The organism is Pseudomonas migulae, from assembly GCF_024169315.1.
GTDB lineage: Bacteria > Pseudomonadota > Gammaproteobacteria > Pseudomonadales > Pseudomonadaceae > Aquipseudomonas > Aquipseudomonas migulae_B.
This window is the reverse complement of record NZ_JALJWR010000001.1, coordinates 1,968,020-1,985,937: the sequence shown is the minus strand read 5'-3', so window position 1 is coordinate 1,985,937 and position 17,918 is coordinate 1,968,020. Positions and strand designations below refer to the sequence as shown.

The 17,918-nt window shown below is 63.0% G+C and carries 5 protein-coding genes; all 5 read left to right on the top strand.

Annotated features, from left to right (window positions below; all coding sequences use genetic code 11):
• The first annotated feature begins 31 nt into the window (after positions 1-31).
• The 5 genes from J2Y86_RS09115 to J2Y86_RS09095 all read left to right on the top strand — a co-directional run bounded on the left by J2Y86_RS09115 (position 32) and on the right by J2Y86_RS09095 (position 17,652).
• The gene (locus J2Y86_RS09115) at positions 32-1,090 is read left to right on the top strand and encodes a TauD/TfdA family dioxygenase (RefSeq protein ID WP_253429982.1); all 1,059 of its coding nucleotides are present in this window, start codon (positions 32-34) and stop codon (positions 1,088-1,090) included.
• Between the two features lie 11 nt (positions 1,091-1,101).
• Positions 1,102-4,200: a non-ribosomal peptide synthetase gene (locus tag J2Y86_RS09110; protein WP_253429979.1), complete on the top strand. Its 3,099-nt coding sequence runs from the start codon at positions 1,102-1,104 to the stop codon at positions 4,198-4,200.
• Complete coding sequence (locus J2Y86_RS09105) at positions 4,197-15,995, top strand: non-ribosomal peptide synthetase (protein ID WP_253429976.1); 11,799 nt, start codon at positions 4,197-4,199, stop codon at positions 15,993-15,995. The genes J2Y86_RS09110 and J2Y86_RS09105 overlap by 4 nt, the downstream gene beginning before the upstream one ends.
• Positions 15,996-16,087: 92 nt before the next feature.
• Positions 16,088-17,053, top strand: coding sequence for an alpha/beta hydrolase (locus J2Y86_RS09100; protein WP_253429973.1), 966 nt, complete (start codon positions 16,088-16,090; stop codon positions 17,051-17,053).
• A gap of 143 nt (positions 17,054-17,196) precedes the next feature.
• Entirely contained in the window at positions 17,197-17,652 is a 456-nt protein-coding gene (locus tag J2Y86_RS09095; RefSeq protein WP_253429970.1) for a GNAT family N-acetyltransferase, read from the top strand.
• Positions 17,653-17,918 lie beyond the last annotated feature (266 nt).

Sequence of the window (17,918 nt, the reverse complement as noted above, 5' to 3'; positions counted from 1 at the left end):
GGCGCCGCCGTCATCATTTCTGGAGGGGTTTATGACTGTTTCAACCACCAAGTCCATTCCCAAAATCGGTCGCGGTGCACGCAAGAGCCTGTCCACCGACCCGACCCGGCTGGTGAGTTTTGCGCCGATGTTCGACGGCGTCAGCATGCCCCTGGTGTGCCGCCCGGCGGTGCCCGGCGTGAGCCTGGTGGAGTGGGCGACGGAGAATCGCGCACTCATCGAAAGCAAGCTGCTCGAGCACGCAGTGATTCTGTTCCGTGGCTTCCAGGTGGCCGACATTGCCGAGTTCAACCGCTGCGTGGCGGCGATTTCCGACGGTGCCTTGGAGTACCTGTTCCGCGCCTCGCCACGGACCCAGATCACCGGCCAGTTCAAGATCTACAGCTCCACCGACTACCCGGCTGCGGAGAAAATTTTCCCGCACAACGAGCACTCGTATTCGCCGGTGTTCCCGCGTCACCTGTACTTCTACTGCGATACGCCCTCGGCCACCGGCGGCGAAACCCCGTTCGGCGACACCCGGGAAATTCTCGCGCGAATCGACCCGGCCGTGCGCGAGGAGTTTCAGCGTAAACGCATCATGTACGTGCGCAACTACGGCGACGGCATGGGGCTGCCATGGCAGACCGTGTTCCAGAGCGAGGACCGCGCAGAAGTCGAAGCCTACTGCGCCAAAATCGGCATTCAGGCCGAGTGGAAGTCGGGCAACCGCCTGCGCACCCGGCAAAACGGTCCGGCGATCGTGCGCCATCCGCTGACCGGCGAACGCATCTGGTTCAACCACGGCACCTTCTTCAACGCGCTGACCCTGCCGGACAGCATCCGCGACAACCTGCTGCGTGAATTCGGCCCGCTGGACCTGCCGCAGAACACCTTCTTCGGTGACGGCACGGCCATTCCCGACGACGTCATCCGTCACCTGCAAGGCATCTATCGCGATGTGATGGTCGAGTTCGCCTGGGAGAAGGGCGACGTGGTCCTGCTGGACAACATCCTCAGCGTGCATGCGCGCAACGAATTCACTGGCTACAGAAAAATCCTCACGGCCATGGCCATCGCGCAGAAAAGCGCCGACCTGGATCAGGAATAAGGACCCTCGACATGAACACCACCGCCCTCGAACCTTCGGTAGACGTTTTCCAGACTTCGGCCCAGCAAGCCTTCTATTTGCGCGCTCAGGAGCTGGGCGGACAGGCCTTGTTCGCCGCCCTGACCGTGCCGGTCGCCCAGGCTGTGGACGCGCAGGCATTGCGCCTTGCACTGGATGAGCTGGGTCAACGCCATGAAACCCTGCGCACGGTCTATCGCCGTTTGCCGGGCATGAAGTGGCCCGTGCAAAGCCTGTGCGAAGAGTTGCCGGTGACGTTGTCGGGCAGCGTGTCTTCGGTGGCTGAGGCCCTGAGCCGTGGTCGTGAAACCCTGGCGGACGATCCGGCTCGAGTGTTGGTGGTGACGCCCGTGCAAACCGCAGACGGTCAGCATTTCGTCACGCTGCTGGCGCCGGCCAGCAGCCTCGATGAAGTGTCGCTGCGGGTGCTGTCGGCGGAGCTGGCGAGCCTGTTGCGCGGCGAAACACTGGCCGACAATCAGGAAGATTTGCAGTACCTGGATTACACCGCGTGGCAGGAAGAACTGCGCGAAGAAGACATCGGCCATCAAGGCGCGGCGTTCTGGCGCAACCTGCAACAGCAGTTCGCGTTGGCGCATCGTTTGCCTTTCGAAAAAGCCATTGACCTGACCTTGGCTCGTCAGCATGCAACGCTCGACGACGCGCCATGGTTGGCCGATGTGCAACGGGTGGCCGACGCTCAGGGTGTCGAGGCGCAGCGCGTGGCGTTGTTGCTGTGGAGTGCGTTCGTGGCGCGCATCGGCAATCAGGAAAAGTTGCTGATGGGCTGGGAAGTGGCGGGGCGCAACGAGCAGACCGAAGCGACCTTGGGGCGTTTCGCCCGTCGTTTGCCGGTGGCCTTCGACAACCGCCGCAACGAGACCCTGGCGCAAGCGCTGGCCTCGCTTGCGGCCAGCGTCGAGCAATCGCTGTCCTGGCTCGACTGCCTCAACGAGTTCGAACTGAGCGCCGAAGTCGCGACGCCGCTGCGTTATGGCCTGGTGTTTCAGGCCGACGCCGAGGCGAACATCGAAGTGGATGACGCCAACCCGGAAGTCCTGCGCCTGCGGGTTCAGGGTGAGCACTTGCAGCTGTCGTGCCTGGCCGGCGCGGTTCCCGATTCGATGCTGGCGGCATGGCTGGGGCAGTTTGTCGAATTCAGCCGCCAGTTGCTGTCCTCACCTGAGCTGACGCTGGGCGAGGCGACTCAGGTCAACGCTGCGCAACTGACCCGTTTGATCGAAGACTTCAACCCGCTGGCCGCCGAGCAAGCACTGCCGCATCGCTACCTGCAAGACCTGTTCACCGAACAGGCACGCCTGCATCCGCAACGCATCGCGGTGAGCGTCAACGGCCAGCGTCTGACGTATGGCGAGCTGGATACCCGCTCCAATCAGGTGGCTAACACCTTGCGCGCCCAAGGTGTGGCGCCGGATGAAATCGTTGCGGTCTACGGCCAGCGTTCGCTGGAAATCGTCATCGCACTGCTCGGCACACTCAAGGCCGGCGCCGCTTACCTGCCGCTCGATCCGAACTACCCGATCGATCGTCTGGCGTTCATGTTGCAGGACGCCGCCGCGCGTCAGGTTCTGGCCTGCCAGCCGCTCCCGGAAGCGTTGCACAGCGGGCGGATGATTTCGCTGATGGCAGATGCCGAGGTCTGGTCCGCGTCACAAGAGCAGCCGACGCCGCTGGGCGACACTGCCAATCTGGCCTACGTCATTTACACCTCCGGTTCCACCGGCAAACCCAAGGGCGTGATGATCAGTCACGCCAACGCGGTGGCCTCGACCCTCGCACGCCGCGCGTTCTATCGTCAGCCGTTGCGCGCGTTCCTGATGCTTTCGTCGTTCTCGTTCGACAGCTCCGTGGCCGGGGTTTTCTGGGCGTTGGGGCAGGGCGCGACCCTGTGCCTGCCGGACGAAGACAGCTACAAGGACCCGGCGCTGCTGGCGGCGTTGATCCAGCGTGAAGAGGTTTCCCATTACCTGACCTTGCCGTCCTACCACGCGCAGATTCTCGAACACCTCGGCGACCATGCCCTGGCCTGCGTGATCGTGGCCGGCGAAGCGTGCAGCAACGCGTTGGTCGCGCGGCATCGCGAGGCGTTGCCGCAGGTGGCGCTGGTCAACGAATACGGCCCGACCGAAGGCACGGTCTGGTGTTCGGCGTGGGAACTGCCGCTCGGTCAGGATGACGACACCATCCCGATTGGCCAACCGATTCCCGGCATGCGCATTCACGTGCTCGGCGCGGACCTGATGCCGGTGGCCGTGGGCGTCGAAGGTGAGCTGTATGTCGGCGGCGCCGGCATTGCCCGCGGCTATCTGAAGCGCGCCACGCTGACTGCCGAGCGTTTTGTGCCTGACCTGTTTTCGAAGCAGGCCGGTCAGCGTCTGTACCGCACCGGCGACCTCGCACGCTACCGCGCCGATGGTGTGTTGGAGTATCTGGGGCGGGTCGATCATCAAGTGAAAATCCGCGGTTTCCGCATCGAGCTGGGCGAGATCGAATCCGCCATGCGCAGCGCACCCGGCATCGAAGACGCCGCCGTCATCGCCCGCGAAACGCCGACCGGCCCGCAACTGCTGGGCTTCGTGATTTCCCCGGCCGACACCGCCGACATCCGCCTCAACGAATTGCGCAGTCACCTCGCCGAAGCACTGCCGGAGCATATGCAGCCGGCTCGCTTGCAGGTACTGGAACGCTTCCCGCTGATGCCCAACGGCAAACTCAACCGCCAGGCCTTGCTCGACCTCGACGTCCGCCGCAGTGCCTTCGTTGCCCCGCGCACCGACCTGGAAAAAGTCCTGGCGGCGATCTGGGCCGAAGCGCTGCACGTGGAGCGTGTCGGCGTGCACGACAGTTTCTTCGAACTCGGCGGCCACTCGCTGCTGGCAACGCGGATTCGTGCACGGATTCAGGAAGAACTGAACCTGGCGATCCCGCTGAAGCTGTTCTTCGAGGGCGACACACTGGAGCGCCTGGCAGCGGAAATCGAGCAGTTCCGTCAGCAGAGTGAACACAAAGAGAACGATGTAGACGCGCTGGAAGCGTTGTTCGACGAAGTGGATGAGGAACACACGCGATGAGTGCTGCACCGGACAGAATGATGACCCTGGCCCAGCGTTTCTGCGGCTTGAGCCTGGACGCGCGGCGTGCCTTGCAAGAAAAGATGCACGCCCAGGGCCTGACCCTTGAGCTGCTGCCGATCCCGCCAAGGGACCCGGCGGTCGACACGTTGCCGGCGTCGTACGCGCAGCAGCGTTTGTGGTTCCTGTGGCAGATGCAGCCGCAGGCGACCGCGTACAACCTGACCGGTGCCTTTCGCCTCAGCGGTGAGCTGAACCGCGCCGCGCTGGCGCAAACCCTGGCTGCGCTGGTGCAACGCCACGAAGTGTTGCGCACCACTTTCGTCTTCGACGAGCAGCACGTGCTGCAAAAAATTCACCCGCAGATGGACACGCCGCTGATCGAGGCCGACGCCGCTGACGAAGCCGAACTGCATCGCCAGGTCGGCCTCAACGCCGAGGAGCCGTTCGACCTGCAGCACGGCCCGTTGATGCGCTGCCGGTTGATCCGTCTCGACGCGCAGCAGCATGTGCTGGTGTTGACGTTCCATCACATCGTCACGGACGGCGGTTCGCTGCCGATTCTGTTGCAGGAGTTCACACAGCTCTATGCGCAACTGAGCGCCGGACAGCCGCCGCAACTGCCGGAGCTGGGCATTCAATACGCCGATTTCGCCCGCTGGCAGCGCCTGTGGCTGGAGGCCGGCGAAGCCGAGCGTCAACTTGAGTACTGGCGTGAACAACTGGGTCGCGAGCATCCGCCACTGAACCTGCCGGCCGACCGTCGTCGCCCGGCGATCCCGAGTCAGCAGGGCGCCAGCGTCGAGCTGAAGGTGCCGGCCGAACTGGCGAGCAACCTGAAGGATCTCGCCCGCCGCGAAGGCTGCACGCTGTTCATGGTGTTGATGGCCTCGTTGCAAACCCTGTTGCATCGCTACAGCGGCGAACGGGACATTCGCGTCGGCGTGCCGATTGCCAACCGTACCCGTCAGGACGTGGAAAACCTGCTGGGCTTTTTCGTCAACACCCAGGTGCTGCGTACCCAGCCCCATGCTGACCAGCCCTTTCTGCAATTGCTCGCCGAGGTCAAAACCGCGGCACTGGGCGCGCAGTCGCATCAGGACCTGCCTTTCGAGCAATTGGTCGATGGGCTCGATGTCGAACGCAGCCTGAGCCACACGCCGTTGTTCCAGGTGATGTTCAACCACCAGCGCGATGCTGGCGGCCAGCAGCGCTGGGACTTGCCGGGCCTGAGCGTCGAGCCGCTGATCTGGGATGAAAAGACCACCAAGTTCGACCTGATGCTCGACACCGTGGAGAGCGACGACGGCATCCACGCCTCATTCGTCTATGCCACCGAACTGTTCGACGCCTCGACCATCGAGCGTCTGGGGCGGCATTGGCTGAACCTGTTGCAGGCTATTTGCGCCGACAGTTCGGTCGCGTTGGCCGATCTGCGCATGCTTGCTCCAACCGAGCAGCAAGCGACTTTGCTGGACTGGAACCGCAGCGCCGTGTCGCAGGCCACGAACGTGCTGTGCGCGCATCAACTGATCGAAGCCCAGGCTGCCGCGCACCCGCACAACATCGCGGTGACCTGCGACGGCGCCACCCTCAGCTACGCGCAACTGAACCAACAAGCCAACCGCATCGCCCAGCGTCTGCGTGAACGCGGCGTCGGTCCGGACGTGCTGGTGGGGATCGCGCTGGAGCGTTCGCTGGAGATGATCGTCAGCGTGCTGGCGATCCTCAAGGCCGGCGGCGCCTATGTGCCGCTGGACCCGGAATACCCGCAGGACCGCCTGGCCTACATGCTGGCTGACAGCGGCGCGCGCCTGTTGCTGACCGACTCCGCGTTGTTGCCGCGATTGCCGCTGTCCGAAGGCATCGAAGTGATTTGCCTCGACCACGCCAGTGACTGGCTGAATGAAGCGTCCGCCGAAAACCTGCCGAACCTGACCCACCCGGAAAACCTGGCATACGTCATCTACACCTCTGGCTCCACCGGCAAACCCAAGGGCACGTTGCTGCCCCACAGCAACCTGACCCGCCTGTTCAGCGCCACCGAACACTGGTTCGGTTTCAACGCGGACGACGTCTGGAGCCTGTTCCATTCCTATGCCTTCGACTTCTCCGTGTGGGAAATCTTTGGCGCGCTGTTCTACGGCGGCAAGCTGGTGGTGGTGCCGCACGCCATCAGCCGTTCCCCGGAAGATTTCGCCCGCCTGCTGTGCGATGAGCAGGTCACGGTGCTCAACCAGACACCGTCGGCGTTCCGCCAGTTGATGCCGTTTGCCTGCGCCAATGCCCAGGGCATGACCCTGCGTTACGTGGTGTTTGGCGGTGAAGCGCTGGATGTCGCAAGCCTGCGTCCGTGGTATGACGCGTTCGACGACCGACAGCCAGTGCTGATCAACATGTACGGCATCACTGAAACCACGGTGCACGTGACGTACCGGCCGTTGTCCCGCGCAGACCTCGACGGTGCCAACAGTTCGCCGTTGGGCGAGCCGATTGCCGACCTGCGCTGGTACGTGCTCGATCCGCGCCTGAACCCGGTGGCCAAGGGCTGCGTCGGTGAGCTGTACGTTGGTGGCGCCGGCCCGGCGCGGGGTTATCACCAGCGCGTCGACCTGACCGCCACGCGGTTTGTCCCGGACCTGTTCACCGATGAAGCGGGGGCACGCCTGTATCGCACCGGCGACCTGGCGCGCTATTGCGCCGACGGCAGCATCGAATACGCCGGGCGTATCGACCATCAAGTGAAGATTCGTGGCTTTCGCATTGAACTGGGTGAAATCCAGGACCGCCTGCAAAGCCATCCGGCTATCGAGCAAGCGCTGGTGCTGGCGCCCGAGATCAATGGCAGCCAGCAATTGGTCGCCTGGTTCACCGTCACCCAGGACGTTGCCGATTTGCGCCAGTCCTTGCGTGAACACTTGCAAGCGGGCCTGCCGGATTACATGGTGCCGGCGCATTTGCTGCAACTCGATCACTGGCCGCTGACCAGCAACGGCAAGCTCGATCGCAACGCGTTGCCCAAGCCTGATGCGGCGTTGGCGCAGCAGGTTTACACGGCGCCAGCGGACGAGATGCAAGCCGCGCTGGCGGCGATCTGGCAAGACGTGCTCAAGCTTGAACGCGTGGGCATCGACGACAACTTCTTCGAACTGGGCGGCGACTCGATCATCTCGATTCAGGTGGTCAGCCGTGCGCGTCAGGCCGGCATCCGCATCACCCCGCGTGATCTGTTTCAACACCAGACCGTGCAGAGTCTGGCGAAGGTCGCCCAGCGCAGCGCCGGGCTGGTCATCGATCAGGGACCGGTGCGTGGCGAAGTGTTGCTGACGCCGATCCAGCACTGGTTTTTCGAGCAAAACATCGAGGCCCGCGACCACTGGAACCAGTCGGTGTTGCTGGAACTTCGCGAGCCGCTGGACGGTGCGTGTCTGCAACAGGCATTGGCCGCGCTGCTGGAGCATCACGACGCGTTGCGCCTGCGTTTGCATCAGGTGGATGGCGTGTGGCAGCAGGCTCAGGCCGAGCACTGGAACAGCGCCGAACTGTTGTGGCAGCGTCAGGCCGCGAATGCCGACGAGCTGCTTGAACACTGCAACGCCGCACAAGCCAGCCTGAATTTGCAGGACGGCCCGCTGCTGCGCGCCTTGCTGGTGGACATGGGCGCGGCCGGTCAGCGCTTGTTGCTGGTGGTGCATCACCTGGCGGTAGACGGCGTTTCCTGGCGTCTGTTGCTCGAAGACCTGCAAACAGCCTACGACCAGGCGCGCCAGGCGCAACCCCTGCGCCTGCCGGCCAAATCCAGCGCCTATCAAGCCTGGGCGGCGCGTTTGCAAGCCCATGCGCAAAGTCCCGAACTGGCGAGCGAATCGGCTTACTGGCAGCGCCAATACCACGACGTTGTGGTGGACCTGCCTGCCGATCATCCACAAGGCAGTCTGGCCAGCGAACATGCCGTGAGCGTGGAAACCGTGCTCGACAGCACTTTCACCCGCCAACTGCTGCAGGACGCTCCGGCGGCGTATCGCACGCAGGTCAACGACCTGTTGCTGACGGCGTTGTCGCGAGTCCTGGGTGCCTGGACCGGTCAGCCTTCGACCCTGGTCAAACTGGAAGGCCATGGCCGTGAAGACCTGTTCGACGACATCGACCTGACCCGCACCGTCGGTTGGTTCACCTCGATCTTCCCGGTCAAGTTGACCCCGGCCGGCGACCTGGCCGGGAGCATCAAAGCGGTGAAGGAACAGCTGCGCGCGGTGCCGGACAAAGGCATCGGTTTCGGCATCCTGCGCTATTTGACCCAGGCCGGTCTTGAGGCGTTGCCGCAACCGCAAATCACCTTCAACTACATGGGCCAGTTCGATGCCAGCTTCGATGAGCAGGCGCCGTGGCGTCCGGCCCGGGAAAGCGGTGGCGCCGAGCAGGGGGCTTCGGCCTCGCTGGACCAAGGCCTGAGCATTAACGGTCAGGTGTACGCCGGGCAACTGCGCCTGAGCTGGACCTTCAGCCGCGAAGTGTTTGCCGAGCACACCGTGCAGCGTCTGGCCGAGGCCTATGCCGCCGAGCTGCAACAGCTGATCGAGCACTGCCTGAGCGGTGCCGGCGGCCTGACGCCGAGTGATGTGCCGCTGGTCAGCGTCGATCAGGCGCAGCTCGATGCATTGCCGTTGGCGGCGCGTGAAATCGAAAACATCTTCCCGCTGTCGCCGATGCAGGAAGGCATGTTGTTCCATAGCCTGTTCGCTCCGGATGCCGGCGCTTACATCCCGCAAATGCGTGTGGACGTGCAGGGCATCGACGTCGAAGCGTTCCGCAGCGCCTGGCAACAGACGCTGGAAAACCATGAAGTGCTGCGCGCCGCGTTCTTCAGCGAGAGCTATGGCTCGCGACCGCTGCAAGTGATTCTGGCCCACGCCACGTTGCCGTTGACCGTGCTCGACTGGCGCAATGAAGCGGATCAGGCGCAGGCCCTGGAACGTCTGGCCGAGGAAGACCGCCTGCGCGGTTTCGACCTGACGTCGGCGCCGTTGCTACGCCTGACGCTGGTGCAGACCGCGAACGACACCCATCACCTTATCTTCACCAACCACCACATTCTGCTGGACGGCTGGAGCACCTCGCAGCTGTTCGGCGAAGTGTTGCAGCGTTACTCCGGTGTGATGCCGGTGGCGGGTGGCGGTCGCTATCGCGATTACATGACGTGGCTGGGCGGGCGTGATCGTGCCGCGTGCGAAGCGTTCTGGCTGGAGCAATTGCAGGCGTTCAGCGAGCCGACCCGTTTGGCCGGCGCAATGCCGGGGCCGGTCGCAGGGCAGGGCGACGGTCATCGCACCGTTCACCTGAGCCTGGACCGGGCGGCTACTGAACGCCTGAGCGGGTTTGCCCGGCAGGTCCGCGTCACGCCGAACACCTTGCTGCAAGCGGCGTGGCTGTTGCTGTTGCAGCGCTACACCGGCCAGCGCACGGTGGCGTTCGGCGCCACGGTGTCGGGGCGTCCGAGCGAGTTGCAGGGCATCGAGCAGCAAGTTGGTCTGTTCATCAACACCTTGCCGGTGATCGCCACGCCGCATCCCGAGCGCACGGTCAGCCAGTGGGTGGACGAGGTGCAGGCGCTCAACCTCAAATTGCGCGATGTCGAATACACGCCTCTGGCGGACGTGCAGCGCTGGGCCGGTCATTCCGGCGAGTCGCTGTTCGACACGCTGCTGGTGTTCGAAAACTACCCGGTCGCCGAGGCGCTGGAGGGTGGCAATCCAAGTGCGCTGAAATTCTCCGGTATCAGCAATCACGATCAGACCAGTTTCCCGCTGGCCATCGCCGCCGAGCTGGGCGAGTGCCTGGACCTGCGCTTCAATTACGACACCGCACTGTTTACCGCCGAGGCCATCGACGGCCTGAGCACCCGTCTGGTGGCGTTGCTCGATGCCATGGTCCGTGAGCCGCAACAGGCTCTCGGCCGTTTGAGCCTGCTCGACGCAGCACAGGCCGAGCAGCAAGTGCAGGGCTTCAATAACACCGCTGTGAGCTGGCCCGACGTGCGCCCGGTCTATCAGTGCTTTGAAGCCCAGGTACTGAAAACGCCGGAGGCGCCGGCGTTGGTGTTCGCCGGTCAGACCCTGACGTATCGTCAACTCAACCAACAGGCCAACCGACTGGCGCACTACCTGCGCGCCCAGGGTGTCGGCGCCGAAGTGCTGGTCGGCATTGCCGCCGAACGTTCGCTGGAACTGGTGATCGGTTTGCTCGCGATCATGAAGGCCGGTGGCGCCTATGTGCCGCTGGACCCGGATTACCCGCGCGAGCGTCTGGAACACATGTTCGAGGACAGCGGCGTGCACGTGCTGCTGACACAGCGTCATCTGCTGGGGCAATTGCCGATACCGGCCGGCACCACGGCGATCTGCCTGGACGACAGCGCTCGACTGGTCGAAGGCTTGAACGACGAAAACCTGCCGTGCGTGGTCGAGCTGCAATCGTTGGCCTACATGATTTACACCTCCGGCTCCACGGGTAAACCCAAGGGCGCGGCCAACCGTCATGATGCGTTGTACAACCGCATCGAGTGGATGCAGGGCGCTTACCCGCTGGACGGTCGTGACACCGTGCTGCAAAAAACACCGTTCAGTTTTGACGTGTCGGTGTGGGAGTTCTTCTGGCCGCTGATGGTCGGTGCGCGCCTTGCGGTCGCCGAACCGGGCGCCCATCGCGACCCGGCGCAGCTGGTGCGTTTGATCGAGCAATATCAGGTCAGTACCCTGCATTTTGTGCCGTCGATGTTGCAGGCGTTTGTTCAGGGCGAAGGCTTCGAACGTTGCGCCAGCCTGCGGCAGATCATGTGCAGCGGTGAAGCGCTGTCGGCGGATTTACAGAACAGCCTGTTCCGCGTGCTGCCCGGCGTTGGTCTGTACAACCTGTACGGGCCGACCGAAGCCGCCATCGACGTGACTCACTGGACCTGCGTCGATGACGGCTCCATCAGCGTGCCGATCGGTTACCCGATCGCCAACCTGGTGACCTACATCCTCGACGACAGCCTGCAGCCGCAAGTGGCGGGCTGCGTGGGTGAACTGTACCTGGGTGGCATCGGCCTGGCGCGGGGTTACCACCGCCGTCCGGACCTGACGGCCGAGCGTTTCGTCGCCAGCCCGTTCGGTCAACAGGGCGAGCGCCTGTACCGCACTGGCGACCTCGCGCGCTATCGCGAGGATGGTGTGATCGAGTACATCGGCCGCATCGACCATCAAGTGAAGATCCGCGGCTTGCGCATCGAGCTGGGCGAAATCGAAGCCTGCCTGCTGGGTTATCCACAGGTGCGCGAGGCGGTGGTGATCGCACTGGATGTGGGTAAATCCAAGCAACTGGTGGCTTACGTGGTCGGTCAGTCGTTGGCACTCGACGCGCTCAAACAGCACCTGCGCAACGCGTTGCCCGAGCACATGCAACCGAGTCATCTGCTGATGCTTGAGCAACTGCCGGTGACGCCGAACGGCAAGCTCGATCGCCGCGCCTTGCCGCCACCCGATCAGCAGATGCGCGAATACGTCGCGCCGCGCAATGCGGTGGAAGTGACGCTGCAAGACGTGTGGCAGGCGTTGTTCGAAGTGCCGGTCGGCATTCAGGACAACTTCTTCGAACTGGGCGGCGACTCCATCGTGTCGATCCAGGCGGTCAGCCGGGCGCGCAAGGCCGGCCTGAGCATTTCGCCGAAGCATGTGTTCAGCCACCCGACCATCGCCGAACTGGCGACGGTTGCCCAAGCTGTGGATACCGTGGAAGCGGCGCCGGTGAAGGCTGCACCCGCGCTGAAAATCGAACTGAGCGAAGCGCAATATCAGGCACTGGAATTGACGGCGGACGAGGTGGACGACGTTTATCCACTGTCGCCGATGCAGCAGGGCATGCTGTTCCACTCGGTGCAGGACGGCGATTCGGGGCTGTACGTCAACCAGATTGAAGTGGGCGTGCGTGGCGTTGACGGTCCGCGTTTCCGCGAAGCCTGGGCTGACGCCGCGCAGCGCCACGCGATCCTGCGCACCGCGTTCCTCTGGGAAGGCGACAAGGAGCCGCTGCAAGTGGTGCTGCGCAACGCGCCGACGCTGCTGACCGAGCTGGATTGGCGCGGTCTGGATAACCAAGCCGAGCGCGTACGTCAGTTGGCCACCGACGAACGTGAACGTGGTTTCTCGCTGAACCGTGCGCCGTTGTTGCGTCTACTGCTGGTACGCCTGGAAGACGACCGCTATCGCCTGATCTGGACCTACCATCACATCCTCATGGACGGCTGGAGTGTGTCGCGCCTGATCGGTGAAGTGCTGCGCCATTACAGCGGCGACGCGCAGGAACCGGTGGCCGCGTATCGCGACTACATCGACTGGCTCGGCCAGCAGGTCGCCGAGGCCAGTGAAGCGTTCTGGAAAGACAAGCTCAACGCACTGGAAGGCGCCACGCACCTGGCTCGCGCGCTGCCGGTGAAGGCGCCGCAAGCGGGTTATCACGCGATCTATACGCACCTGAATGCGCAGCAGACCGCGCGTTTGCAGGCGTTTGCCCAGCAACAGCAAGTGACGCTCAACACCCTGGTGCAAGCCGCGTGGCTGCTGCTGTTGCAGCGCTACACCGGTCAGCGCACGGTCACGTTCGGCGCCACGGTGTCGGGCCGGCCGGAAACCCTCAACGGTTCGGAGAATATGTTGGGGCTGTTCATCAACACCTTGCCGGTGGTCAACAGCGTGCCAACTGAAGCGAGCGTCGGTGACTGGCTGCGCGAGATCCAGGCCTACAACCTCGACATCCGCGATTTCCAGCAAACCCCGCTCAGTGATATTCAACGCTGGGCCGGGCAGGGTGGGCAGTCGCTGTTCGACAGCATCATCGTCTTCGAAAACCAGCCGGTCGACCGCACGTTGCGCGAGTGGAACGGCGATTCGCTGCGCTTCGAAGATGTCTCCGACTTCGGCCTGACCAGCTTCGCCATGGACTTGATGGTCAGCCTCGATGAAGGGTTGCGCATCGAGTACATGCACCAGCGCGATCAGTTCGACCTCGCCACCGTCGAAGTTTTGCGCAGCCACATGGAAAGCCTGATGCAGCGTCTGTGCGACAACGCCGAGGGCGCGGTGGGCGAGTTGGGCCTGCTGACGCTGGACGAAGGCCGGCAACTCGACGGCGAACTGCCGACGCTGGCCGACGATCACGATCGGCCGGTGCATGAGCTGATCCGTGAGCGGGCGCGCTTGCAACCAGACCACGCAGCGTTGGTGCTCAGTTATGCCGACCACGACGCTGAAAGCCTGAGTTATGCCGAGCTGGATCGTCGTTCCGATGCCTTGGCGGTGCACCTGCTGGGGCAGGGCGTGCAGGCCGAAGACGTGATCGGCGTGTTCATGGAGCGCTCGCTGGAACTGGTGGTTTCGCTATTGGCGGTGATGAAGTGCGGCGCCGCCTACGTGCCGCTGGACCCGCAATATCCGCAGGAACGACTGCGCTACATGATGGCCGACAGCGACATGCGTTTGCTGCTGACCCAGGAGCGTTTGCGTGACACCGCGCAACTCAATCCGGGCACGCCGATGGTCGCCGTGGATCGCTTGAACCTCGACGTCGAGGTGCCGGCACCACAAAGCAACGTGCACGCCGAGCAACTGGCCTACCTGATTTACACCTCGGGTTCGACCGGCAAACCGAAAAGCGTCGCCGTGGCTCACGGGCCGTTGAGCATGCACGTGCAGGCGATTGCCGAGCTGTACGAAATGGACCCGGCCAATCGCGAACTGCATTTCATGTCGTTCGCCTTCGACGGTGCCCATGAACGCTGGATCACCGCGCTGATCAGCGGCTCGACCCTGGTGGTGCGCGACAACACACTGTGGACCGCCGAGCAGACCCTGGCAGTGTTGCACCGTCAGCGCATCAGCGTCGCCTGCTTTCCGCCGGCATACCTGCTGCAACTGGCCGAACACGCCGAGTTGCAGGGCGGCAACCCGCCGCCGGTACGCATCTACTGCTTTGGTGGCGATGCGGTGCCGGACGCCACGTTCGAACGGGTCAAGCACACGCTCAAGCCACAATACCTGGTGAATGGTTACGGGCCGACGGAAACCGTGGTCACGCCGTTGCTGTGGAAAATCGCTGCCGACGGCCACTGCGAGGCGATGTACGCGCCGATCGGCCGCCGCGTCGGCACCCGCAGCCTGCATGTGCTGGACATGGACCTCAACCCATTGCCGGTGGGCATGGTCGGCGAGTTGTACATCGGCGGCCGTGGCGTTGCGCGCGGCTACCACCGTCACCCGTGGCAAACCGCCGAGCGTTTCGTCGCCGACCCGTTCAGCCGCGACGGTGGCCGCCTGTACCGCACCGGTGACCTGGTGCGCCGCCGCGAGGATGGCGTGTTCGATTACGTGGGGCGCATCGACCATCAGGTCAAAGTGCGCGGCTTCCGCATCGAGCTGGGTGAGATCGAAGCCCGTCTGCGTGAGCACGTCGGGGTCAATGACGCGTTGGTGGTGGTGCGTGACAGCGGCCAGGGTCCGCAACTGGTGGGTTATGTGGTCGCAGTCGAAGACGATGGTCTGGGCCTGCGTTGCCAGGCGGCCTTGCGTGAAAGCCTGCCGGATTACATGGTGCCGACGCAGATCGTGGTGTTGCCACGCTTCCCGCTGACACCCAATGGCAAACTCGACCGCAAGGCCTTGCCCGATCCGACCTTCGAAGGTCGCGACTACGTGGCCCCGCGCACGCCACTGGAATGGGCACTGGCCGAGATCTGGCAGCAAGTGCTGGGCGTCGAGAAAGTCGGCATCACCGACAATTTCTTTGAGTTGGGCGGCGACTCGTTGCGCACGCTCAAGGTGATCTCGAAGGTGCGGGCGCTGAATGAGCCGGACTTCCAGCTGAAACTGCGCGACATGATGGCCAAACCGACCATCGCCGGGTTGTCCGGTGTCGATGAACAACCGCTCAAGCAGAGCCCTGAACCACTGCTGCTGTTGAACCAGCCAGTGGACGATCTGCCGGCGCTGTTCTGCCTGCACGCCGGTTTCGGCACCGTGTTCGACTACGAGCCGCTGGCCCGCCGACTGGAAGGCCAGCGCACGGTGTACGGCGTGCAATGCCGCATGCTGCTCGACCGCCTGTGGCACGACACTTCGCTACAGCAAATGGCTGCGGACTACGTCGAGGCGATCCGCCGCAAACAGGCGCAAGGCCCTTACCATGTGCTGGGCTGGTCGTTGGGCGGGGCGCTGGCGTTGATGGTCGGCGACTTGCTTGAACAGCAGGGTCAGCGGGTAGCGTTCGTCGGTCTGGTGGACAGTTTTGTGCCGACCCAGGCCAACGCCGTCGCCAGTGTCGATGAGTGGCGCGCGGACCTGAGCGAATTCCTCGGTGCAACGTTGAGCATGGACAGCGATGTCATTGTCCAGGCGTTGAGTGTCGAAACGACGGGTGATCAGGACGCGGTTGCACGGATCATTCGCACCGTGATCGACACTGAGGGCGAGCAGGCCAGCGGTTACGCGTTGCTCGGTGCCGATGAGTTGGCGCAGACGTTCATGGTCAGCACCCGCTTGAAGGCATTGTCACGTCAGGTCGAGACCTTGCCGCTGCCGCATGCCGAACTGTGCTGCTGGTGGGCCGATGGTAACCCGACGGCCGAACGCGCGACGCTGGAGCGTCAGCAACCGCGGCTGCGCAAAGTGCAAACCGTCACCGCCAGCCACTTCGATATCCTGCAACGGGATGAATGCCTGAGTGCCGTGGTGACGGCACTCGGTCGAGAGGTGGTGACGCAGGACTGAGGTTTTACCGCTCCAAAACAAGCTCGCCCTAATGAACGGCCCTCACGGTTCGTTTATAGGGCGAGCTTTTTATTTTTTGGAGACGACCGCCCATGGCACTGCACCCGGACATCGAAGGTTTTCTAGAGCTGGCCGAGTTCGGCCGCCTCACCGGCAAAAGCCTGCCCATGCACGAGCTGAGCCCGACCGAAGCGCGCCAGCAGTTCGAACAAACCTCGCAGCTGCTCGATGCTGCACCGATGGGCGCACTGACCGTGACCGCAGTCAGCATTCCGGCCCGCGACGGCCATCTGCTCAACGCGCGCCTCTACGCTCGCCCGTCGCTGGGCACTCAAGAGCGCCCGGTGCTGCTGTATTTCCATGGTGGCGGCTACGTGGTCGGCAGCCTCGATTCCCATGACACCCTGTGCCGGCGACTGGCGCTGGCGGGTGGTTTTGCGGTGCTGTCGGCGGATTATCGACTGGCTCCGGAACACCGTTTTCCTACCGCTTACGAGGATGCCGAGGACGTGACACGCTGGCTCGCGACCACCGGCGCCGGTGCACTGGGCCTGGACGCTAACCGCATCGCACTGGCTGGCGACAGCGTCGGCGGCAGCCTGGTGGCTTCGTTGTCGATCGCCATCGCCCAGGCCCCGCAAGCCTGGCCGCTGACGCTACGGGTGCAAGTGTTGCTGTACCCGGTGATCGATGCCGTGGAAAAACGCCCGTCCCTCGCGCGTTTCGCCGAAGGCTATCTGCTGGAAGCCACCACGCTGGAGTGGTTCTACCAGCAGTATCAACGCAGCGCCGATGATCGCCGCGACTGGCGTTTTTCACCGCTGTTCGCCGACACCGTGCAAGGCCTGACGCCGACCGTGCTGTGGCTGGCCGAATACGACCCGTTGCTCGACGAAGGCCTGGCCTGGGCCGAAAAATTGCGTGCGGCGGGGCAGCCTGTGGTGCTGGACGTGAAAGCGGGCATGACCCACGACTTCGCAAGGATGGGGGAGATGGTTCAGGAAGTGCCGGGGATGCTGGAGCAGCTGGCGGGGTTGATTACTGAGAGTTTGAGCTGATCCATGCGAGGTGATCGTTCCCATGCGGAGCGTGGGAACGATCACCACGGCATTCATAGTCGGATGCACGGTTCCCGCTCGGCGGTGGTTAACAACAGACCCTTCCTTTACGATCAGCCAACCCCACGGAAAGAAGTACTCAAATGGACTGCCTGATTCGAATCGCCACTAGCGCAGATGCAACCGCCATCAGCCAAGTCATCATTGGCGCGCTACGCGAAACCAACGCCCAGGACTACACGCCAGCAATCATCGAACAAGTGGCGCAAAACTTCTCACCGCAAGCCATCCTTCGCTTGCTGACTCATCGTCGAATCTACGTCGCGACGATCGACCATCATATTGTTGCAACCGCCAGCCTTGACCATGATGTGGTCAGAAGCGTATTCGTTGACCCGACCCAGCAAGGGCAGGGCATAGGAAGGCGGTTGATGGCAATGATCCAGTCAAGCGCCCTCAGCGAAGGGCTCAGTCTATTGCGGGTCCCTTCCTCAATCACAGCAGAAGGCTTTTACGCATCGCTTGGCTTCAGAAAAGTCCGAGATGAATTTCATGGCGCGGAGCGCACGATCATTATGGAGCTGAGGTTGGGGAAATAGCGCCTTATTGCGCATCTGAAAGGCTGCTGTCGGCTTTGAGTTTAATGGAAGAAAATATATATTGTGGGCGCGTTTTAACTAAGTAGATGTTATTGGTTTGTATAATGTATTTAATAGTTCGTAGCGAAATTCTTTGCGTCTTATGAGCCTTTCGAAAAAGACTAATGCTTAAAGATTTTATATTTTGATGGGCTTTTATTGGGTCGGGTTAAGTGTTCTTCATGCTCTGTTTTATGGGCGATTGCTCGCAAAATAAAAATGAGATA